The organism is Bradyrhizobium sp. 172, assembly GCF_023101065.1.
Taxonomy (GTDB): domain Bacteria; phylum Pseudomonadota; class Alphaproteobacteria; order Rhizobiales; family Xanthobacteraceae; genus Bradyrhizobium; species Bradyrhizobium canariense_D.
The window spans coordinates 5,911,477-5,931,173 of sequence record NZ_CP064701.1 but is presented as its reverse complement, the minus strand read 5'-3'; the positions used below and the strand labels follow the sequence as shown (position 1 = coordinate 5,931,173).

Sequence of the window (19,697 nt, the reverse complement as noted above, 5' to 3'; positions counted from 1 at the left end):
GGAGGCGTCTGCGTAAAGGCTCGCATGCGATTGCTCTGCTCGCAAGCGGGAGAGGGGGCACACCTGTGCTGTGGTGCGCAACTGTCATTCGAGCTCGATCACGAAGGGGCGGCCCTCGACCATCATCGCGCCCGGGCCCATCTCGTCGAGTGCGCGCAGCATGCGGCCGTTGCGCCCCAGCGCACGGTCGGCAAGGCCGACGATGCGGCGGTTCGGTGAGGCGATCGGGGACGCCGCCCGGATCTTCTTCGCGATCTCGGTCTCGTCGCGATTCGGATTGAGTGCGCACACGGCGGCAAAGGCGCTCGCGGTGGAGCGGCTGATGCCGGCATAGCAATGCACCACCAGCGGCGCATCGCGGTCCCAGCCGCGCACGAAGTTCAGCACCTGCTCGATATGCGTTTCCGACGGCGCGACGAAGCCGTCCATCTCCTCGGTGATGTCGTCCATCGACACCTTGAGATGGTTGGCCGGCAGCACCGACACCGGCCGCGCCACCTGTTCGACATTGGCCATCACGGTCAGCACGTGGCTGGCCTTGGTGAGGCGGACGGTTTCGGGAAGGGCGGCGAGGGAGCAGACGTGGATCATGGCGGACCTTTTTCCGCAGATTATAGCGAGCGTTGGCGGGGTGGGCAAAGCGAAGCGTACCCACCACTTTCGTCTCATTGCGCAAAACAGTGGGCGGCAAGGGCCCCTTTGCCCGCCCTGCAGGACTCTAACCCACGACAACGATCACGCAAACACGGCGCCAAACCGCTCCAGAAACTGCTTCTCGGCCCGGGCAGCCGTCCAGGGGGTGAGATAGTCGCGCCGGACGCTGTCGGACAGGCCGGGATCCTTGCCGAACAGGCGCTTGGCCTCGCTCTCGCTGAAGCCGGCAAGCATCGTTGCCTCCAGATAGGCCGCGCCGCGATCGGCGGCCTTGATCGCCAGCGTGATCTCGTCCGGCAGTACCGGCGGCAGGCCAAAGCGGATGTGAATCGCGCCGAGCAGACGTTTCTCGACCGCCTTGTAATGACCGTCGAGCACGGCCTTGAACGGCGAGATCATGTCGCCGATCACATATTCGGGCGCGTCATGCAGCAGCGCGGCAAGCCGCATGCGCTGATCCACGCGGGGATTCTCGTGCCGCATCACGGTTTCGACCAGCAGCGTATGCTGCGCGACAGAGAAGATGTGTGCGCCGATGGTCTGGCCGTTCCAGCGGGCAACACGCGCCAGCCCATGCGCGACGTCGGCGATCTCGATATCGAGCGGGGAGGGATCGAGCAAATCGAGCCGCCGGCCCGACAGCATGCGTTGCCAGGCGCGGGTGTCGGCGCCGCGGTCCGTCTTCTTCGCGCTCATTTGGCCTTGAGGCGCGGCTTGCGCTGCGACTTGCCGCAGCTCGCGTGACAATGGCAGTCGACGAGATGATCGTTGACCATGCCGGTCGCCTCCATGAAGGCATAGACGATGGTCGGGCCGACGAATTTGAAGCCGCGCGAGGCCAGCTCCTTGGAGATCTGCATGGAGAGCGGCGTCGAGGCAGGCACGCTCGCGGTGGTCTTGAAATGATTGACCTTGGGCCTTCCGTCCATGAAGTCCCACAGGAATTTCGAGAAGCCGGGGCCCTTCTCCATGATGGCGAGATAGGATTTCGCGCTTGATATCGCGCCGTCGATCTTGGCCTTGTTGCGCACGATGCCGGCATCGTTCATCAGCGCGTGAACCTTCTTCTCGTTGTAGCGTGCGATCTTTTCCGGCTGGAAATCGTCGAAGGCTTTGCGAAAATTGTCGCGCTTGCGCAGGATCGTGATCCAGGACAAGCCGGCCTGGAAACCGTCGAGGATCAGCTTCTCATAGAGCGCGCGGTCGTCATATTCCGGCACGCCCCATTCAGTATCGTGATAGGCGACGTAAAGCGGATCTTCGCCGGGCCAGGGGCAACGCGTCTTTCCGTCGGGATGCAGGCGAGGGGCACGGCTCATGCGATGGGTTGCTTCGTTGGAATGCGCACGACGTCTGGTTCCGCAAGCCTCACAGCGAGCCCACCGGCAGTCAGCGCCTGTCCCGCATCGAGCGCATCGGCGACGCGGTCGATGCGCACCAGCGCGATACCCTTTCCTTTCGCCGACGAGCCCATCGTGCCGACCGGCTTATCGCCGGCCATGACGCTGACGCCGGGCTCAGGCGAGAAATCCTCGAGCAGCACCTTCACGCTGCGGGTGCGCGCGGTGCCCCGATGCTGCATGCGCGAGACGACCTCCTGGCCGACATAGCAGCCCTTGTCGAAATCGACGCCGGAAAGGCGGTCCATGTTGGTCTCGTGCGGGAACGCATCGCTGTAGGTGAAATCGAGCCCGCCTCGCGGCACGCCGAGCGCGATGCGGTGGGCCTCGTATGCGGCGGCGTCGACGAGTTCGGCGCCGATCAGATCGGACAGCTTCTGTTGGAGGTCTTGAGGGATCAGGATGCGATAGCCGAGGTCTTCATTGCGCGGATCGGCGAAGGCGAGGTCGGGCTGGGCCGCAGGCTTGCCGTCCCAGGCCGCGAGCACGCCGAGATCCTCGGACAGGTTTTCCACCGTGACCTTGGCGCGCAGCTTGTAGAATTTCAGCTTGGTGGCGAGGCCGTCGGCAAGCGGCTTCGGGCAATCGATCAGGAACCCGCCGCCATGGCCGGCAGGCGCTTCCGTGATCAGGAAATCCACGATGATCTTGCCCTGCGGCGTCAGCAGCGCGCCGAATCGGCCCAGGCCCGGCTTCAGCTTGTCGACATCGGTCGTGACGAGGCCATTGAGGAAGTTGCGCGCATCCTCGCCCGCGACCTTGATCACGCCCCGGTCCGGAAGAAACGCTGATTTCATACGAAAATCTCTTGCGACATGTTGCTCCGGAACGTAAGCCCGCAAGGCAAAAACGACAAGACCTCAAGCCCCGCGCTTGGGGACGAGAGAGGCCTTCAGCCATGACCCAGCGTTTCGACGTGATCCTCAAGGGCGGCACTGTCGTCAACCAGGACGGCGAGGGGACCCGCGATGTCGGCGTCGTCAACGGTCGCATTGCCGAGATCGGCGCGCTGTCGCAGGCTTCCGCCGCGGAAGTGATCGACTGCAAGGGCCTGCACATCCTGCCCGGCGTGATGGATACGCAGGTGCATTTCCGCGAGCCCGGGCTGGAGCAGAAGGAAGACCTCGAGACCGGCTCGCGCAGCGCCGTAATGGGCGGCGTCACCGCCGTGTTCGAGATGCCAAACACCGCGCCGTTGACCGTGACGGAGGCCACCTTCACCGACAAGGTGAAGCGCGCCCATCACCGCATGCATTGCGACTTCGCCTTCTTCATCGGCGGCACCCGCGAGAATGTGCAGGACCTGCCGGTGCTGGAGCGTGCGCCCGGCTGCGCCGGCGTCAAGGTGTTCATCGGCTCCTCGACCGGCGCGCTCTTGGTGGAGGATGACGAAAGCCTGCGCCGCATCTTCCAGGTGATCCGGCGCCGCGCGGCGTTCCACGCCGAGGACGAATACCGCCTCAACGACCGCAAATCGCTGCGTATCGAGGGCGACACGCGCTCGCACCCGGTGTGGCGCGACGAGACCGCCGCGCTGATGGCGACGCAGCGGCTGGTGAAGCTCGCACACGAGACCGGCAAGCGCATCCACGTGCTGCATATCTCGACCAAGGAAGAGATCGAATTTTTGCGCGACCACAAGGACGTCGCCTCCTGCGAGGCGACGCCGCATCATCTCACGCTGGTTGCGCCCGAATGCTACGAGCGGCTCGGCACGCTGGCCCAGATGAACCCGCCGGTGCGCGGCGCCGATCACCGCGCCGGGATCTGGCGCGGCATCGAGCAGGGCATCATCGACGTGCTCGGCTCGGACCACGCCCCGCATACGCTGGAAGAGAAACAGAAGACCTATCCGGCCTCGCCCTCCGGCATGACCGGCGTGCAGACGCTGGTGCCGCTCATGCTCGACCACGTCAATGCGGGTCGGCTGTCGCTGGCGCGTTTCGTCGATCTCACCAGCGCCGGCCCCGCGCGCCTCTACAACATGGCCTGCAAGGGGCGGATCGCCGCCGGCTATGACGCCGACTTCACCGTCGTCGATCTCAAGCGCAGCGAGACCATCACCAACAAATGGGTCGCGTCCAAGGCCGGCTGGACCCCCTATGACGGGTTGCGCGTCACCGGCTGGCCCGTAGGCACCTTCATCCGCGGCCGCCGCGTGATGTGGCAGGGCGAGCTCGTGACGGCCGCGCAAGGTGAGCCGGTGCGGTTTCTGGAGACGCTGAGGGAGGAGTGAATGACCGAACCGACACCCCTCATCACCACCGAGCAACTTGCAGCCCAGCTCGGCGATCCCAACCTGCGCCTCTACGACTGCACGACCTACAACGAGCCGGTGCCGCCAGGCAGCGATGTGCCCTATCGCGCCGTGCCGGGCGATAAGACGTTCGAGGCCGGCCATATTCCGGGGGCCGATTTTCTCGACCTGCAAGGCGAGTTCTCCGACGCCTCTGCGCAGCAATTCTTCATGATGCCTGATGTGGCCCAGCTGGAGGCCGCCTTCGGCCGCCACGGCCTCGATGCATCCAAATCCGTCGTGCTCTACAGCATCGGCACCATGATGTGGTCGACGCGGTTCTGGTGGATGCTGCGCTCGCTCGGCGTTGAGGCGCGGGTGCTCGACGGTGGCCTCGACAAATGGAAGGACGAGGGACGGCCGGTCTTAACAGGCGCCCCGAAGGGCTATCCGGCCACGACCTTCAAGGCCACACCGCGCGCAGGCTTCTTCGTCGACAAGAATGCGGTCAAGGCACGGCTCGGAGATCCCGCGACTGTTATCGTCAACGCGCTCGGTCCCCAGTTTCATCGCGGCCTCGAGCCGAGCCGCTACGGGCGGCCCGGCCGCGTTCCCGGCAGCGTCAACGTATCAGCGGCAGCGCTCGTCAATGCGGACAAGACGCTGACGACGCTCGCCGATGCCGAGGCCAAATTCGACGCGGCAGGCGTCACCCGCGACAAGAATGTGATCCTGTATTGCGGCGGCGGCATCTCGGCGACGATCGACCTGATGCTGCTGACGCAACTCGGCTACGACAAGCTGACGCTGTACGATGCCTCGATGGGGGAGTGGGCGAAGGATCCGGCGCTGCCGATCGAGACGGATTAGGACATTCCTTGGCCCCTCCCCAGGGGAGGGACAGAAAGTTGGGAACCTTTCCCTTGGGGCGGCATCCAATGTCCGGAATGAAGCCAAACGAGCAGGTGACCGCCATGCCACGGATCGCAGCCGGCCTGTCCGCCGGCGCCAAGACTTCAGAAATCAGGACATTGGAAGCCGAACTGGTCGAGCGGGCGCGGGGCCATGACGAGGCCGCGCTGCGCGAGATCATGCAGGCCAACAACCGCAGGCTCTATCGTCTGGCGCGCGGAATTCTGCGCAGCGACAGCGAAGCCGAGGATGTCGTTCAGGAAACCTATGTCCGCGCTTTCACCCATCTCGACGGATTCCGCGGCGAGTCCGGACTGTCGACGTGGCTGTCGCGCATCGCCATCAACGAGGCACTTGGCCGGGCGCGAAGCGCCAGGCCGCAGGTCGAGCTCGGCTCGGTGCCCGAAGCGACGCTCGAGGCGCAGATCATCAAATTTCCCGCTTCTCCCCCAGGCGATCCGGAAAGGACCATGGCCCAACGTGAAATCCAGCGCGTCGTCGAGCGCGCCATCGATGAATTACCGGATGTCTTCCGCATGGTCTTCGTCGCCCGCGTCATGGAAGGGATGAACATCGAGGAGACCGCCGAGCTGCTCGGCGTCAAGCCCGAGACCGTGAAGACGCGGCTGCACCGTGCGCGGACCATGCTGCGCGAGAACGTCGAAAAGGAGATCGGTCCGGTGGTGATGGATGCGTTCCCGTTCGCCGGGTGGCGCTGCGAGCGGCTGACCGTGTCAGTGCTGAAGCGGCTTGGCATCGGCGGCTGAATTTTTCGGGAACGTTTGCGCGAGAATTCCATCCAACGCCTGTGAAGCAACGCGCCGGCAAAACGTCCGGCACCACAGGAGTGTCAAACCATGTTCGTTCGTTGGACCACGGCGATCGCCGCTGCAATTTTGTTGTCGAGCCCCGCGCTGCTGCAAGGCGCCAGAGCAGCCGACAAGCTGACCGATCCGCAGATCGCCCACATCGCCTACACCGCGGGCGTGATCGACATCAACGCAGCCAAGCAGGCGCAGAAGAAAGCCAAGATCAAGGACGTGAAGGCGTTTGCCGAGGACATGCTGCGCGACCACGAGGCCGTCAACAAGCAGGCGCTCGCGCTGGTCAAGAAGCTGAACGTCACGCCTGAAGACAACGACACCAGCAAAGCGCTGTCAAAGCAGGCGAGCGAGAAGCTCGCCGAACTGGACAAGCTGAGCGGTGCGGCCTTCGACAAGGCCTATGTCGCGAACGAGGTCGCCTACCACAAGACGGTCAACGGCGCGCTGGAAACCCAGCTCATTCCGTCCGCCAGCAATGCCGAACTGAAGAGCCTGCTGCAGACCGGCCTGAAAATCTTCCAGGGCCATCAGCAGCACGCCGAGCACGTCGCGGCGGAGCTGAAATAGGGAGGCGATGATGCTGGGACGATTGTCCGCGATCGCGACAGCGGTCCTGCTCGTGGCGGTGGCCGTCCCGGCGCACGCTGCGACCATCGAGATCACGATGGAGAATCTCGAAGTGTCGCCGAAAGACGCTTCGGCCAAGGTCGGCGACACCATTGAATGGATCAACAAGGACGTCTTCGTCCACACCGCGACAGCCAGGAACGGCGATTTCGACGTCAACCTGCCGGCGAAAAAATCAGGGACGTTGGTTCTGAAGAAGGCGGGCACGATCGATTATTACTGTCGCTTTCATCCCAACATGAAAGCGACGCTCAAGATCGAGCCGTAACGGGCTCGGAGCGTATTCCCGACCGTAGCGGAAGCTGGCCCCGCCTACGTGGCGGGGTCATTTTCGGCAAGGCTTACTGCCTGGAGAAAGACTTACTGTCTGGAAATGTCGACCGAGAATTCGCCGTTGCGGATGCGGCCGGGAAAGCCTTCGACGAACTTCGCCACCGCGTCCTCGCCATAGGTGCCGACGAGCTCGGCAAGGGCCGCAAACAGGCTCGCCTGCGCCAGGCAGTCGCCGTCGACGCCATCATGGCGCGCTTCGGCCCAGGCCTCGTTGAGATAACTCAGTGCGGCCTGCTTCTGCTCGTGATCGGGCAGCGGCGCGCGTGCGGGAGCGTAGGACACTGGATGGCTCATGAAACTCGTCGGGGCTGGGGCGCAATCCACGGCGATGCGCTGTGCGAGAGGTGTAGCACGCACGTTAACGCCCGCTAGGCCACATCTTTAGGAACGGTTAACGGCTGTGTACAAAGTCGATGACAGGGTTCCCGCCGCTGTCTCAGTTCGCGTAACGCGCCGTGAGATCGCGCGAGATCTTGGCGCCTTCCTCGATATAGCGGCGGATCGCCACCGTCGCGGCCGGCGTGCAGCTCCGGTAGGTCTGCTGAAAACCGTTATAGCCGCGGTTGAAGCCGGCGATCATGCGGGTGCGGCGTTCGCCGGCGGGGGTTTCGGCATCGATCAGCGCCTGCATCTCGCTGCGCCATTTGTTGCCCTCGTTGGACCCGCAGATGCCGCGCAGATAGTGCAGCCCGCCGAGGATCTCCGCCAGTCGCTGCAAATCGCCGTCAAACGGCGCTGCCCCGTCCTGAGCCCTCGTGGGCACCGAGGCGCAGGCGAGAATCAGGGCAAAAATGGCCAGAAATCGCGTCGACATCGGCCGGGTGTATGCCTCCTCGGGGCGATAGACGCAAGGCGGGGCCGTCAGGCGCCCATCAGCCGGTGAGCGGACTGGATGACCTCTTCCAGCCCGCCGGTCAGCTTGAGGTCGCCAAGGCTCGCCAGGGCCTTTGGGGCGATCCAGCGGCAGTCGTCGAGCTCGTCGTTGAGAACCGGCTCCCGGGCCACCCAGCGGGCGGCAAAGGACATGATCAGGTAGTGGCCGGCGCCGGCCGCGGCCGGCAGCACTTCGCGCCAGCCCGCGAGGCCAATGATTTCGATATCTAGCCCGGTCTCCTCGTCGATCTCGCGCGCCAGCGCCTGGTGCAGCGATTCGCCGAACTCGACCCGGCCGCCCGGCAGCGAATAGAACCCCTTTGCCGGCGAGCGTGCGCGACGGGTCAGAAGCACCTTGCCGTCACGAAAAATCGCGGCACTGACCGCGATCTGGGGACGGGTGGGCTGAACGATCGCAGCCATGACTTCACCTGCTCGGGCTCAGTTCGCCATGATGTTGTCGACGTCGGCTTCCGCGCCGCCATTGATGATGCCGCCGCAGGCCGCGATCAGCGGCTTGACCCAGTGGGCGGCCTGCTCGGCGAGGCGAACGCGGGTCGTGTCCTTCTCGACCTCGCGCATGGCCGAGCCGACCGCCGTCAGGATCGAGGTCATGGTGTCGGTGAGGTGGTCGAACTGGGCGCGCACGTTCGGGTCGGCCTTTTCATAGGCCTCGATCGCCAGATCCCGGGCCTTGAAGTTCGAGGCGGTGAAATGCTCGGCATAGGACAGCGGCGACCAGGTCAGAAAATCTTCCGCGCATTCCGGCATGTCGGGGACCATTTCCAGCAGCATCACGGCTTCATTGAAATGGTTGAGATAGTCGGTGGCAAGCCCGGTCCGCGGGTTGATGTTGGCCACGCGCAGCCGCTCGGCCCAGGCTGCAGCCTCGGGCCCCGTCTGTCCATGCATTCGCGCCGGCTGGGAGACCGTTGAGCTCATCTGCCGCAGTGTTAACGTTCGGGGTTAAAAGGACCTGAACGGACCCTATATAGGCCCTCAAGGATGTGTGGACGCTTCGTCATAACTTCGGCCCCCGCGGCTTTGCGGCAACTGTTCGGCTACATTGAGCAGCCGAACTTCCCGCCCCGGTTCAATGTGGCCCCGACACAACCGATTCCGGTCGTGCTGGCCGAGAACGGCGCGCGCCATTTTCGCCTGATGCGCTGGGGTTTGCTGCCGGGTTGGGTCAAGGATCCCAAGGGATTTTCGCTCCTGATCAATGCCCGTTCCGAGACCGTGCTGGAGAAGCCCGCTTTCAAGAACGCGATTCGCCGGCGCCGCGGCCTGATTCCGGCCGACGGCTATTACGAATGGAAGGCGGAGGGTGGGCGCAAGCAGCCGTTCTTCATCCATCGCGCCGACGGCGCGCCGCTCGGCTTTGCAGCGGTGTTCGAGACCTGGGTCGGGCCGAACGGCGAGGAGCTCGACACGGTCGCGATCGTCACGGCGGCGGCGAGCGAGGATCTCGCCACGCTCCATGATCGCGTGCCCGTCACCATCAGCCCGCGCGATTTCGAGCGCTGGCTCGACAGCCGCAGCGATGACCTCGATGCGGTGTTGCCGCTGATGACCGCCCCGCGCATCGGCGAATTCGCCTGGCACCCGGTCTCCACCCGCGTCAACCGCGTCGCCAATGACGACGACCAGTTGCTCCTGCCGATCAGCGCGGAGGACATGGAGGCGGAGGCGCCGAAGAAGAAGGTGGTGCGGAAAGCGGCGGCCGGGCCGGCTGATGACGGGCAGGGGTCGTTGTTTTAAGCGGCTTCGCCCTTACACGATCTCCCGCGCCCGTAGTGCTGCGATCTCCGCTGCGTCAAATCCCAGCTCGCCCAGCACCGCATCCGTATCCGCGCCGAGCTCCGGCGCCATCCGGTCGAGCCTGCCGCCGCCATGCGCGAGCTTGAATCCGCTGCCGGCGAAACGAAGCCGGCCGTAGGGCGTATCGAGTTCCTGGATCGCGCCGCGCGCCTTGATCTGCGGATGGTCGATGACTTCCTCGACCTTCCAGATGCTGGCGCAGGGCGCGCCGGCGTCTTCCAGAATGGTCTCCCATTCGCGCGCAGGCCTTGCCGCGAGCGCCTCTTCGATGATGGCGCGCAGCGCCGGCTCGTTCTCGTTGCGCGCAAACCAGTCGGCAAAGCGCGGATCGCTGAGCGTGTCCTCGCGGCCGAGCGCAGACATCAGTGCGCGATATTGCTTCTCGTTGTTGACGGCGAGCAGGATGTGACCGTCGCCGCATCTAAACAAATTCGCCGTGGTCCTGCGGCTGACGGCCTGATTCCCCGACAGCTGCTGGCGATGGCCCGCGACCGACCAGTCCGCGATCTGCCCCGACAGGAACGCCATCGTCGCCTCCAGCATGGAGACGTCGATGAGCTGGCCCTTGCCGGTGCGGTCGCGCTGGTAAAGCGCGCTCGACACGCCGAACGCAGCGGTGGCGCCCGACAGCACGTCGCACACCGCAAAGCCGGCGCGGGTCGGCCCAGTCTCGGGATGACCCGTGATCGCCATGATGCCGGACAGCGCCTGCATCTTGCCGTCATAGCCGGGGCGCAGCCGGTCCGGACCGGTCTGGCCGAAGCCGGACACCGCGCAGTAGATCAGCTTCGGATTGATCGCGGACAGCGCCTCGTAGCCGATGCCGAGCTTGTCCATCACGCCGGGGCGGAAATTCTCCATGACGACGTCGACTTGCGCGGCGAGCTTCTTCACGATCGCGATCGCATCGGGCTTTTGCAGGTCGAGCGTCAGGCTGCGCTTGTTGCCGTTGATGGCCTGGAACGCGGGCGCGAGCCCGCGCTCCGCCCATTCGCGTGACAGCGGCGTGCGGCGCATGTCCTCGCCCTCGCGCCGCTCGACCTTGACGACGTCGGCGCCCAGTAGCGCGAGCTGGTAGCTCGCATAGGGGCCGGCCAGCACTTGCGTGAAGTCCAGGATCTTCACGCCCTCGAACGGTCGCGTCACGTCGCTCTCCCTGTTTGTTTTGGTTGTCGGAGGACGTCAGGCGGCGCGATTGCCGCGCGCGATCTCCTTCTGCTTGTCAAATTCGGCACGGCGGCGCTCCAGCTCTTCAGCTGAGAGCTGCGCGACGTTGTTGTAGTCGAGCTTCCAGGAAGCGTCCTCGCTCCAGCGCAGCGGCGACTGCATCGTGGTCTGCGGGCCGCTCGCGGTCTCCAGCAGTCTGAGCGCCAGCTCGAGCGTCTGCGCCTGCGAGGCGATGTCGTGCGGCTTGCCGGCGGAATTGCCGAGCGGGAAATCCGAGAACAGGAAGCGCGGCACGGCGGCGTGCTCGATGATGTCCTTGGCGCAGCCCATGATCACGGTCGGAATGCCGTTCGCCTCGAGATGCCGAGCCACCAGCGCCGTGGTCTGGTGGCAGACTGGACAGTTCGGCACCAGCACGGCGACATCGACCTTGTCGGCAAGGCAGCGCGCCAGAATTTCCGGCGCGTCGGTGTCGAGGGTGACGCGATGGCTGCGGTTGGTCGGCGCGCCGAAGAAGCGCGGGGCCACCTCGCCGATGCGCCCGGCGGTGCTTGCCTTCAAGAGCTGCGGCAGCGGAAACCAGGTGCCGTTGTCGGTGGCCGTGGTGTGCTTGCGGTCGTAGCCGATATGCGAGATGCGAAGGTCGTGGGGCTTCGCCGTGTCGCCCTCATAGACCTGGTAGAATTTCGCGCCGCCATTATACGCCGCGCCCGGTCCCTGGTCGCCCTTGGCGGGGTCGTATGGCGCGGCGGTCGTGATGATGGTGACGCTTGATTGCGACAACGGCTTCTTTAGCGGCTGGAACGGCGCCTCGGTGTAGTGAGCCCAGCGATACGCCGTGGTGTAGCCAATCGCGGCGTAATAGTCCCGCGTGCGCTGCATATAGGGAACGGGGGCGTCATAGTCGGGCGCAAAGCCGAATTCGTCGTCGCGCGAAGCGGACATGGGGCGCGTCTCCTGGTTCTTGTTGGCGACAGACTAGAGATAGTCGGGGGTGAGCTCAACGGGGGGCGAGGCAATGCAGGTCAGAATTGCACTGATAGAGCCAGGTCCGCTTTTTCCCCTCTCCCCTTGCGGGCGAGGGTGGCTCGCCGCGAAGCGGCGAGACGGGTGAGGGGTCTCTCTCCGCGTGCTCAACTGCATGAGATGCGCGCGCGGACAGAAACCCCTCATCCGCCGCTTCGCGCCACCTTCTCCTGCAAGGGGAGAAGGAAGGAAGACAACCTACCGAAACACATGCAGCGCCACATGCTGCAGCAGCATGATCGCCTTGGCGTCGATGATACGCCCGTCCGCGATCATCGCCAGCGCCTCGTCAATGCCGAGCTCCAGCACCTCGATGTCCTCGCCTTCGTGTTCGAGGCCGCCGCCGTCGCTGACTCGCATCTCCGGCTCGTACTCGGCGACGAAGAAATGCAGCTTCTCGGTGATGGCGCCGGGGCTCATAAACGCTTCGAACACCTTGTGGACGCGGTGCAGGCGATAGCCGGTTTCCTCCTCGGCCTCGGCGCGGATGCGCACCTCGGGCGAGGCGTCGTCGAGCACCCCGGCGGCGGCTTCGATCAGGAGATCGTCGTAACCGCGGATGAAGGCCGGCAAGCGGAATTGCTTCACCAGGATCACCGTGCGCCGCGCTCGGTTGTAGGGCAGCACGGCGGCGGCGTTGTCGCGCTCATAGGTCTCGCGGTGCTGCGTCTGCCATTCGCCATTGGCGCGCCGGTACTCGAACGTGGTGGTCTTGAGGGGGGTCCAGCCGTCCGAGAGCACGCGGACGTCCTTGATGCGAACGCGGTCGGATATGGTCATGCTTCGATCTCAGTTGCTTGGCGTTGTGGTGCGGCCGTCGATCCACTTCTGGAACATCACCGAGGTCGATTCCTCGAAACCCAGCGACTGGTAGAACGCATTGGCCTGCTCATTGCCGCGCCGGACCAGCAGCTGGAGCTTCAAAATTCCAGCCGCGCGCAGCCAGTCTTCGGCCGCGGCCATGATGACGCGGCCGTAGCCACGCTTCCGGCTATCCGGATCGACGGCGACGTAATAGACCCAGCCGCGATGGCCGTCATGGCCGACCATGACGGTGGCGACGATGGCGCCGTTGTCGCGGCCGAGCAGGATGGTGGAATTGTCGCGCCGTCGCGCCAGCGCGATGTCGGCATGCGGATCGTTCCACGGCCGCGTCAGCCCGCAGCGCTGCCACAGCGCGACCACGGGCTCGACTTCGGCCTCGGTGATCGCGTCGATCTTGAGCGCACTCACAGCACTTTTCCCGGGTTCATGATTCCAAGCGGATCGAGCATCGCCTTGAGCTGTCGCATCAACTCAATTGCGGTCTTGTCCTTCACGTCGGGCAACTCGTCGCGCTTGAGCACGCCGATGCCGTGCTCCGCCGAGATCGAGCCGCCCATACGCAGCACGATGGCGAACACGACCGCGTTCATCTCGTGCCAGCGCGCCAGATAGTCCGCGGTGTTGGCGCCGATGGGCTGGCTGACATTGTAGTGCAGATTGCCGTCGCCGAGATGGCCGAACGGCACCGGCCGCGCGCCGGGAATCAGCTTCACCACGGCTTCATTGGCCTCGGCGATGAAGGCCGGCACGGTGGCCACCGGCACGGAGATGTCGTGCTTGATCGAGCCGCCCTCCGGCTTTTGTGCTGACGACATTTCGTCGCGCAGCTTCCAGAAGCCAGCGCGCTGGGTGAGATTGGCCGCGATCACCGCGTCGTCGACGATCTCGTCCTCCATGGCGCGGCCGAGGATCGTTTCCAGCGGCGTCCGGGCGTCATCGCCGGGCGACGACAATTCCATCAGCACGTACCAGGCATGCTTTTGCGCGAGCGGATCGCGCACGTCGATGCCGTGGCGGATCGAGAAATCGACCGCCATCTCCGAGAGCAGCTCGAAGCTCGTCAGCGCATTGGCGGCCTCGCTTTGCGCGATCGCCAGCAGCTTCAGCGCGGCGTCCGGCGACTTCAGCCCGACGAAGGCGGTCTCGATCGACCGCGGCTTCGGAAACAGCTTCAGCGTCGCCGCCGTGATGATGCCGAGCGTGCCTTCGGCGCCGATGAACAGGTTGTGCAGATTGTAGCCGGTGTTGTCCTTCTTCAGCTTCGACAGCACGTTGAGCACGCGACCGTCCGCCAGCACCACCTCGAGCCCCAGCGCCATCTCGCGCGCGACGCCATAGGCCAGCGCGGCCGTGCCGCCGGCATTGGTCGAGAGATTGCCGCCGATGGTGCAGCTGCCCTCCGCCCCCAGCGACAGCGGAAACAGCCGGTCCACGTCCGCGGCCTTCTGCTGCGCGATCTGCAGCACGACGCCGGCCTCGCAGGTCATAGTGTTGGAGGCGGTGTCGATCTCGCGGATCTTGTCGAGCCGGCGCAGCGACACCACCACCTCGCCATTGTGCGGGGTCTGGCCGCCGACGAGCCCGGTGTTGCCGCCCTGTGGCACCAGCGCGATCTTGTGCTCGGAGGCGAGCTTGCAGATTGCGGCGACTTCCGCGGTCGAGCCCGGGCGCAGCACCAGCGGCGAGCGGCCGTGGAATAGATTGCGCTCTTCGGTGACGTAGGCCTCGATGTCGGCTACATCGGTGATGGCGTGCCTCTCGCCGACGATCTTGCGGAATTGTTCGATCAGCTCGGGCGCAAGCGGAGGGGTGGCGGGATGATTAATGTTCATTGTCTTGTCTCTTGCTTCGCTCTTATCGCGCCACAGCCGCCCGGCGCAGGCGGTCGTTGATCGCTTCGCCCAGATCCTCTTCGGGGATCGCCATCACGGCGATCGCCCGCGGCCCCCTAGCATCGAGGGCGCGAAGATAGCCGAACAGATTGGCGGCGGCTTCATCGAGATCCCCGGTGGGCGACAAATTCATGACGGCGACGGCGGCCTCCAGACCAGGCAGGCGCGCCGGGCCGAACGCCAGCAGCGCTTCGCCCGGCGCGACGTCCAGCGCATTGAGCCGCACATGGGCGTGTGGCGCGTAATGCGAGGCCAGCATGCCCGGCGCCAGCGGCTGGCTGTCTTCGCTGTCGGTCTCCGCGGGCAGTCGCGCCAGCGCTGCACCAAGCACGGCCTCGATCCGCTCGCGAGACAGCCCGCCGGGCCGCAGCAGCATCGGCGCCGCAAAACAGCCGACGATCGTCGATTCGACGCCGACCGTAACAGGCCCGCCGTCGACGATCAGGTCGATCCGCCCCGCAAGGTCGCTCTCGACATGGGCCGCCAGCGTCGGCGAGACGTGGCCGGAGATGTTGGCGGACGGCGCCACCACCGCCCCGCCAAAGGCGCGCAGGATCGCCTGCGCCACCGGATGGGCCGGAATGCGCATCGCGACCGTGTCGAGGCCCGCGGTGGCAAGCTCGGCCACCGGGCAGTTTTCCGTCTTCGGCACCACCAGCGTCAGCGGCCCCGGCCAGAACGCCTCCGCAAGGCGCAAGGCGCAGGCGTCGAATCGTCCGATCCTGCGCGCGGCCGCGAGGTCGGCGACATGCGCGATCAGCGGATTGAAGGCCGGCCGCCCCTTGGCGGCGTAAAGATGGGCGATGGCACTGGCATTTCCGGCGTCCGCCCCGAGCCCGTAGACCGTCTCGGTCGGGAACGCGACCAGCCCGCCGGCTGCCAATGTCCGGGCGGCAGCTTCCGCGCCGGCCTCGCCGGCCGGTAAAATCAGCGTTTCAAGACCCGTTTTCACAGGGATAAGATTCCTCAGCTCGGCCGCTTGCGGTGCGCCAAACCCGACGCTATAAGCCGGCCTCTTGTCGGAGTGTGGCTCAGCCCGGTAGAGCACTGCGTTCGGGACGCAGGGGTCGCAGGTTCGAATCCTGCCACTCCGACCATTCTTCCAAAAGTCGACGTTTTTCTAGAGGCTCGTTCCCAAGCTTGGCGGACCAGCCGCCGGCGCCCGGGAGCGTCTTCTTGCAACGATTTTCAGGGCGGGTCCACGGCCGATTTGGCCGGACAGGGCGGTCTGTCGCGGTGGCATGGCTCGGCATTGCCTGTTTCGATAACTCGGCGTTGCAAGCTAGGTCAGAGGACTACCGCCTCGCCACCAGCACGCCGACCATAAACGCAATCATCAGCGCCGGCAGCGGCGCCTCACGCACCATGCCGCGAACGACGTGGGTCCAGTGCTGCTCCGGGACGAGGTTCGGAGACCTGATCTCCGGCGTTGGCGTGATACCCCATTCGGAGGCGAGTTCGGCAATCTCGCTTGAGGCAAGCCGGACGCCGTCGCGGACGCGGAAGATGGCGGCATCCGCGCGCTCGCGCGGCGCAAGCAACATCATCGTCGTGACGGCCGTACGCAGGGTCATCTCGCCGTAGCCTTGCAGCCTGACCGATTCCTCGGGGTCGGACGTCATCGAAAATACCTCACAGCGCCAAATGCCTTACAAAGCGAAGTGGCGCGCGATGGTGAATGCCATCGTCGCGCACAGGACCAGCGTGGATACCGCGCCGGCCACGCCGCGCGCGAGATCGGCCCGCGTCAGGTGCCTGGTCATGATTTTGCTCCATGCTCGGCATGGCAATGGCGGGGAGGCGGCGTTGGTTCCTGCGCGACGGGCGAATCGCGAACGCCGGCTATTTCCGCAGGAGCTCGCTCAGCGCCGCCGTCGCCTCGGCGCAGCGGATGTCGTCGATCTCGCGCGACAGGCTGAGCGCAGTCGATCTGAGCTCTTCGACCTTCCAGCTCTCGGGGTGCTGAGTCTCGAGTTGACCGAGCCGCTTGTTCAGATCGTCCAATCTGGTTTGCAACTGTTCGACGCTGGCGGCCCCATTCACCACCCAGACTCTTTGCGCACGCATCGTCGTTCCCCTGCTCGTCTCACGGCGTTGTGAGAGGGGTTCGTGGCCGCAATGGGAGTTTCTTTTGTCCGGCTTCAGACGGACGGGAACCGTTGCAGATCGGCAACGGGAGTTCCTTCGCGTTAACCTGGGTGCGACGGGAGCCAATCGCCGTCGCCGCATCAGGCCGCGCGCGGCCGCTCCGTCGATCGCTTTTCGAGGCGGCTTTCGAGAATCGCGATGCTCACCCGGATATTGTCGCGCCGGGCCCGCAGGTTCTGCGCTAGCATGGGGTAGGCGAGGTTTTGGGGATCGGAGATTCCGGCCTTCCGTTCTTCCTCCAGAATGTCGGCGTCGATCATTTGCAAGCGCCAACGCAGATCGGAGATCAATGCGTGGAGCTGTGTCGGCATGGTCGCTTCGAAACGGGACGTCGGGTGCATGATCGCCTCACGATGAGACAGACCCACTGCGGGTCTGAGGGATTTGACTCCCGTGCAGCAAGCGGAATGCCAGTGGGCGGCTGAGCGTCTCCCGCGATTGCTCGACAGCGCACCGGAACGATTGCCACTCTTTCCCGTTGCTGCAGGGGCCTCGACAACGAGGCGATCGAGGGACCCATGCCGCTCATCCGCTATTTCGTCTTCACCGGCGGCGCTCTGCTCGCCCTCCTTTTCCTCGCCGACCGGTACATGACCGCCCCCGTGAGCGCCGCCGCGCCGGCCGAGCCAGATCGGTCGATTGTGCGCGTTCATTCCGCGCAAACCTGGCCTGAGAAGATCGTCCTCGACACCAGCGTACGGCAAATATCGCTGTCCAAAGCCGAGTCGGTTCCGCCGACTCCCGCGCCTGCCGTCGCCGACGCGCTGCCCACGCAGGAGAGGCCCCGCCAAGCTTTTGCAATGGTGGCGCAGCTTGATGCGACGCCGAAGCAAGCAGCTCGGACCGTTTCGAACAAGCGCAGTGCGGAGAGGCACCGTCGACGCCAGCCCTCGCGCATGGCGGCGCGCGATCAGACGATGTTCTTCAACGAACCTGCATCGGCGGGTTGGTAAGTCGCGCTCCGTGAGATGCATCTTCCCCCCGGTAGGCGTGTAGCTGCCCATGCTCGATCGCCTGAGCAGCACGAGCGGGGGTTTGCGAGATTATCTGTTCTCGGTACTTTCCACGTGACGGTCGGGCTGCCTCTCGGTTGGGCACCGTGCCGGACAGCGAGGCTGTGCGCGCGGCGCATCGCGCGATAGTCTCTGCCGCGACCTGACCCGGGAAGCGGACGAGGGAAAGATTCGTGACGAGATTTGTGACGATCGCAGCCGGCCAGCTTGGCCCTGTCGCGCGGACCGAGACGAGAACCGCGGTCGTGGCGCGCCTGATGGCCTTGATGCGCCAGGCGAAGGCCAACGGCTGCGACCTGATCGTCTATCCCGAGCTCGCGCTGACCGCGTTCTTTCCGCGCTGGTATTTCGAGGATCAGGCTGAGATCGACAGCTTCTTTGAGCGCGAGATGCCGGGGCCGGAGACAAGAGGCCTGTTCGATCTCGCGCGCGAGATCGGCATCGGATTTTATCTTGGCTATGCCGAGCTGACGGTCGAGGCCGGAATTGTCAGGCGCTACAATACCTCGATCCTGGTCGAGAAGAGCGGCGCCATCGTCGCGAGATATCGCAAGGTTCATCTGCCCGGGCATGCCGAGCATGAGCCGTGGCGCGAATTCCAGCATCTGGAAAAGCGCTATTTCGATCCAGGCGATGGCTTTGGCGTGACCGAGGCCTTTGGCGGCGTGATGGGGATGGCGATCTGCAATGACCGCCGCTGGAGCGAGACCTACCGGGTGATGGGCCTGCAGGGCGTCGAGATGGTGATGATCGGCTACAACACGCCGGTGCACAATCCGCCCGCACCCGAGCATGACGATCTCTCGCTGTTCCACAATCATCTGGTGATGCAGGCCGGCGCCTACCAGAACGGCACCTTCGTGGTCGGCGTCGCCAAAGCGGGTGTCGAGGAGGGCGTCGACCACATCGGCGGAAGCTGCGTCATCGCGCCCTCCGGCGAGATCATCTCGCGATGCACGACCAAGGGGGACGAGATCGCGCTCGCCCGTTGCGATCTCGATCTCTGCAATTCTTACAAGCGCACCACTTTCAATTTCGACGTTCACCGTCAGCCGCACGCCTACGGGATGATTGTCGAACGGAAGGGAGTGACACTCATGGCCGACGGAACGCCGGTGCGAACGAAGCGGTGAGCTCTCGTAGCCCGGGTGAGCGCAGCGACACCCGGGACCGCTGTCGCTTGTGGCAAGACCCCGGATGTCGCTTCGCTCATCCGGGCTACGGGACCTTGCTGTGTCGCCCCCGTGTCAATCCGCTCTCACAAAAATATTCCGCTTTACCGAAATTCGGAAAGGGCGTATGTGTCGCCCATCCCGGCTCATCCTTGAGGGGCGATCTTGTGGTCGTCATGTTCGCGAGCCGGGCTTGCGGTGGACGCGGCAGCGTTCGGGTGCGAGAGGCTAAGGGCAGGGCGGATTGCTCTCCGTGAGCCCAAGGCTGCGTGCCGACGAGCGGCGCTGCTAGGCTTCGTCTCGTCTGTAAGTTTCCGGCTCCGTCGACAGGGCTGGGAAAACTGCGGCGAAATGGCGAGCCGTGCGTACGGCAAAACCGTGTGGTCCTGGCCGTCGTTGCTACGGTCAAGCTCTTGCGGATGCGGCATCTGCGTCAACCGGCGCGGGTGCCGGTGACTTCTGCGAGGACGAGGGAGGCCAAAGAGAACTCGGCTCCCGGGAGAGCACGGCATAAGCCGTCCAACCATCGCGCAGGGAAGGCCGAGTGATTGGCTACACCTGTATGCTGCTGTGCGGTTTTCCTGCGTGTGCTTTTCGCGCAGCGGACCGCGGGTGCCAGCCGGCACCCGGCCTTCCCTGCGCCCTCTTGGACAAGAGGGTGGAGCGATCAAGCAAAGCTCGGGCGGAATCAGCCGCGAGGATGAGAAGGCATGTCTGCAAGTTGAAATGTGCGCAGGACCGCGATGTGGCCTGCGCCGTGGCGATGCCCGGCAG

General features: G+C 65.0%; 25 protein-coding genes and 1 tRNA gene. 9 read left to right on the top strand and 17 right to left on the bottom strand.

All coding sequences use genetic code 11. The features are described 5' to 3' along the window. Positions 1-84: 84 nt before the first annotated feature. The 4 genes from IVB07_RS28550 to IVB07_RS28535 all read right to left on the bottom strand — a co-directional run bounded on the left by IVB07_RS28550 (position 85) and on the right by IVB07_RS28535 (position 2,851). A complete protein-coding gene (locus IVB07_RS28550) occupies positions 85-591 on the bottom strand; it encodes a protein-tyrosine phosphatase family protein (RefSeq protein WP_007607206.1) in 507 nt (168 codons plus the stop codon). A 144-nt stretch (positions 592-735) separates the two neighbouring features. Next, positions 736-1,350, bottom strand: a complete 615-nt coding sequence (locus IVB07_RS28545) for an HD family hydrolase (protein ID WP_247766780.1) — start codon at positions 1,348-1,350, stop codon at positions 736-738. Further along, on the bottom strand, positions 1,347-1,973 hold the full coding sequence (locus IVB07_RS28540; protein WP_085361347.1) for a DNA-3-methyladenine glycosylase I: 627 nt from the start codon (positions 1,971-1,973) through the stop codon (positions 1,347-1,349). Before IVB07_RS28540 ends, IVB07_RS28545 begins: the two co-directional genes overlap by 4 nt. Further along, entirely contained in the window at positions 1,970-2,851 is an 882-nt protein-coding gene (locus tag IVB07_RS28535) for a folate-binding protein YgfZ (protein WP_018458827.1), read from the bottom strand. Before IVB07_RS28535 ends, IVB07_RS28540 begins: the two co-directional genes overlap by 4 nt. A gap of 101 nt (positions 2,852-2,952) precedes the next feature. On the opposite strand from IVB07_RS28535, the gene IVB07_RS28530 reads away from it, so the two are divergent. From IVB07_RS28530 to IVB07_RS28510, 5 genes are all read left to right on the top strand, one after another. Further along, entirely contained in the window at positions 2,953-4,290 is a 1,338-nt protein-coding gene (locus IVB07_RS28530) for a dihydroorotase (RefSeq protein WP_018458826.1), read from the top strand. Further along, positions 4,291-5,160, top strand: coding sequence for a sulfurtransferase (locus tag IVB07_RS28525; protein WP_018458825.1), 870 nt, complete (start codon positions 4,291-4,293; stop codon positions 5,158-5,160). It begins immediately after the preceding gene. Between the two features lie 104 nt (positions 5,161-5,264). Continuing rightward, a complete protein-coding gene (locus tag IVB07_RS28520) occupies positions 5,265-5,969 on the top strand; it encodes an RNA polymerase sigma factor (RefSeq protein ID WP_026233669.1) in 705 nt (234 codons plus the stop codon). A 90-nt stretch (positions 5,970-6,059) separates the two neighbouring features. Further along, a complete protein-coding gene (locus IVB07_RS28515) occupies positions 6,060-6,593 on the top strand; it encodes a DUF4142 domain-containing protein (RefSeq protein ID WP_018458823.1) in 534 nt (177 codons plus the stop codon). A 10-nt stretch (positions 6,594-6,603) separates the two neighbouring features. Then, complete coding sequence (locus IVB07_RS28510; RefSeq protein WP_018458822.1) at positions 6,604-6,921, top strand: cupredoxin domain-containing protein; 318 nt, start codon at positions 6,604-6,606, stop codon at positions 6,919-6,921. 92 nt (positions 6,922-7,013) lie between these two features. On the opposite strand, the gene IVB07_RS28505 is transcribed toward IVB07_RS28510, so the two are convergent. From IVB07_RS28505 to IVB07_RS28490, 4 genes are all read right to left on the bottom strand, one after another. Further along, positions 7,014-7,280 carry a hypothetical protein gene (locus IVB07_RS28505; RefSeq protein ID WP_007594892.1) on the bottom strand — a complete coding sequence of 89 codons (267 nt, stop codon included), beginning with the start codon at positions 7,278-7,280 and terminating at the stop codon, positions 7,014-7,016. 142 nt (positions 7,281-7,422) lie between these two features. Then, positions 7,423-7,800: a TIGR02301 family protein gene (locus IVB07_RS28500; protein WP_007607220.1), complete on the bottom strand. Its 378-nt coding sequence runs from the start codon at positions 7,798-7,800 to the stop codon at positions 7,423-7,425. Between the two features lie 47 nt (positions 7,801-7,847). Then, the gene (locus IVB07_RS28495; RefSeq protein WP_018458821.1) at positions 7,848-8,282 is read right to left on the bottom strand and encodes an NUDIX hydrolase; all 435 of its coding nucleotides are present in this window, start codon (positions 8,280-8,282) and stop codon (positions 7,848-7,850) included. Between the two features lie 18 nt (positions 8,283-8,300). Then, entirely contained in the window at positions 8,301-8,801 is a 501-nt protein-coding gene (locus tag IVB07_RS28490; RefSeq protein WP_085352590.1) for a hypothetical protein, read from the bottom strand. Between the two features lie 63 nt (positions 8,802-8,864). Here IVB07_RS28490 and IVB07_RS28485 point away from each other — a divergent pair, with 63 nt between their 5' ends. Next, positions 8,865-9,620: an SOS response-associated peptidase gene (locus tag IVB07_RS28485; protein ID WP_026233667.1), complete on the top strand. Its 756-nt coding sequence runs from the start codon at positions 8,865-8,867 to the stop codon at positions 9,618-9,620. Positions 9,621-9,632: 12 nt separating this feature from the next. On the opposite strand, the gene IVB07_RS28480 is transcribed toward IVB07_RS28485, so the two are convergent. From IVB07_RS28480 to IVB07_RS28455, 6 genes are all read right to left on the bottom strand, one after another. Next, a complete protein-coding gene (locus IVB07_RS28480; protein WP_018458818.1) occupies positions 9,633-10,826 on the bottom strand; it encodes a CoA transferase in 1,194 nt (397 codons plus the stop codon). A 36-nt stretch (positions 10,827-10,862) separates the two neighbouring features. Continuing rightward, on the bottom strand, positions 10,863-11,792 hold the full coding sequence (locus IVB07_RS28475; protein WP_018458817.1) for a glycine reductase: 930 nt from the start codon (positions 11,790-11,792) through the stop codon (positions 10,863-10,865). 279 nt (positions 11,793-12,071) lie between these two features. Further along, a complete protein-coding gene (locus IVB07_RS28470) occupies positions 12,072-12,653 on the bottom strand; it encodes an NUDIX domain-containing protein (RefSeq protein WP_018458816.1) in 582 nt (193 codons plus the stop codon). 9 nt (positions 12,654-12,662) lie between these two features. Further along, the gene (locus tag IVB07_RS28465; RefSeq protein ID WP_018458815.1) at positions 12,663-13,106 is read right to left on the bottom strand and encodes a GNAT family acetyltransferase; all 444 of its coding nucleotides are present in this window, start codon (positions 13,104-13,106) and stop codon (positions 12,663-12,665) included. Then, positions 13,103-14,530, bottom strand: a complete 1,428-nt coding sequence (locus IVB07_RS28460; RefSeq protein ID WP_018458814.1) for an FAD-binding oxidoreductase — start codon at positions 14,528-14,530, stop codon at positions 13,103-13,105. The genes IVB07_RS28465 and IVB07_RS28460 overlap by 4 nt, the downstream gene beginning before the upstream one ends. A 22-nt stretch (positions 14,531-14,552) precedes the next feature. Next, the gene (locus IVB07_RS28455; RefSeq protein ID WP_247766779.1) at positions 14,553-15,542 is read right to left on the bottom strand and encodes an L-threonylcarbamoyladenylate synthase; all 990 of its coding nucleotides are present in this window, start codon (positions 15,540-15,542) and stop codon (positions 14,553-14,555) included. Between the two features lie 68 nt (positions 15,543-15,610). On the opposite strand from IVB07_RS28455, the gene IVB07_RS28450 reads away from it, so the two are divergent. Next, positions 15,611-15,687: transfer RNA gene (locus IVB07_RS28450), tRNA-Pro, on the top strand. Positions 15,688-15,885: 198 nt separating this feature from the next. Here the strand turns inward: IVB07_RS28450 and IVB07_RS28445 are convergent. From IVB07_RS28445 to IVB07_RS28435, 3 genes are all read right to left on the bottom strand, one after another. Beyond that, positions 15,886-16,212: a hypothetical protein gene (locus IVB07_RS28445; RefSeq protein WP_085352582.1), complete on the bottom strand. Its 327-nt coding sequence runs from the start codon at positions 16,210-16,212 to the stop codon at positions 15,886-15,888. Between the two features lie 220 nt (positions 16,213-16,432). After that, positions 16,433-16,657 (bottom strand): hypothetical protein, encoded by a 225-nt coding sequence (locus IVB07_RS28440; RefSeq protein WP_026233665.1) that lies wholly within the window; start codon positions 16,655-16,657, stop codon positions 16,433-16,435. Positions 16,658-16,818: 161 nt separating this feature from the next. Further along, entirely contained in the window at positions 16,819-17,079 is a 261-nt protein-coding gene (locus IVB07_RS28435) for a hypothetical protein (RefSeq protein WP_018458811.1), read from the bottom strand. Between the two features lie 177 nt (positions 17,080-17,256). On the opposite strand from IVB07_RS28435, the gene IVB07_RS28430 reads away from it, so the two are divergent. Together IVB07_RS28430 and IVB07_RS28425 are read left to right on the top strand one after the other, a co-directional pair. Beyond that, positions 17,257-17,691 carry a hypothetical protein gene (locus IVB07_RS28430; protein WP_247766778.1) on the top strand — a complete coding sequence of 145 codons (435 nt, stop codon included), beginning with the start codon at positions 17,257-17,259 and terminating at the stop codon, positions 17,689-17,691. A 233-nt stretch (positions 17,692-17,924) separates the two neighbouring features. After that, positions 17,925-18,884: an N-carbamoyl-D-amino-acid hydrolase gene (locus tag IVB07_RS28425; RefSeq protein ID WP_026233664.1), complete on the top strand. Its 960-nt coding sequence runs from the start codon at positions 17,925-17,927 to the stop codon at positions 18,882-18,884. The last annotated feature ends 813 nt before the right edge of the window (positions 18,885-19,697 follow it).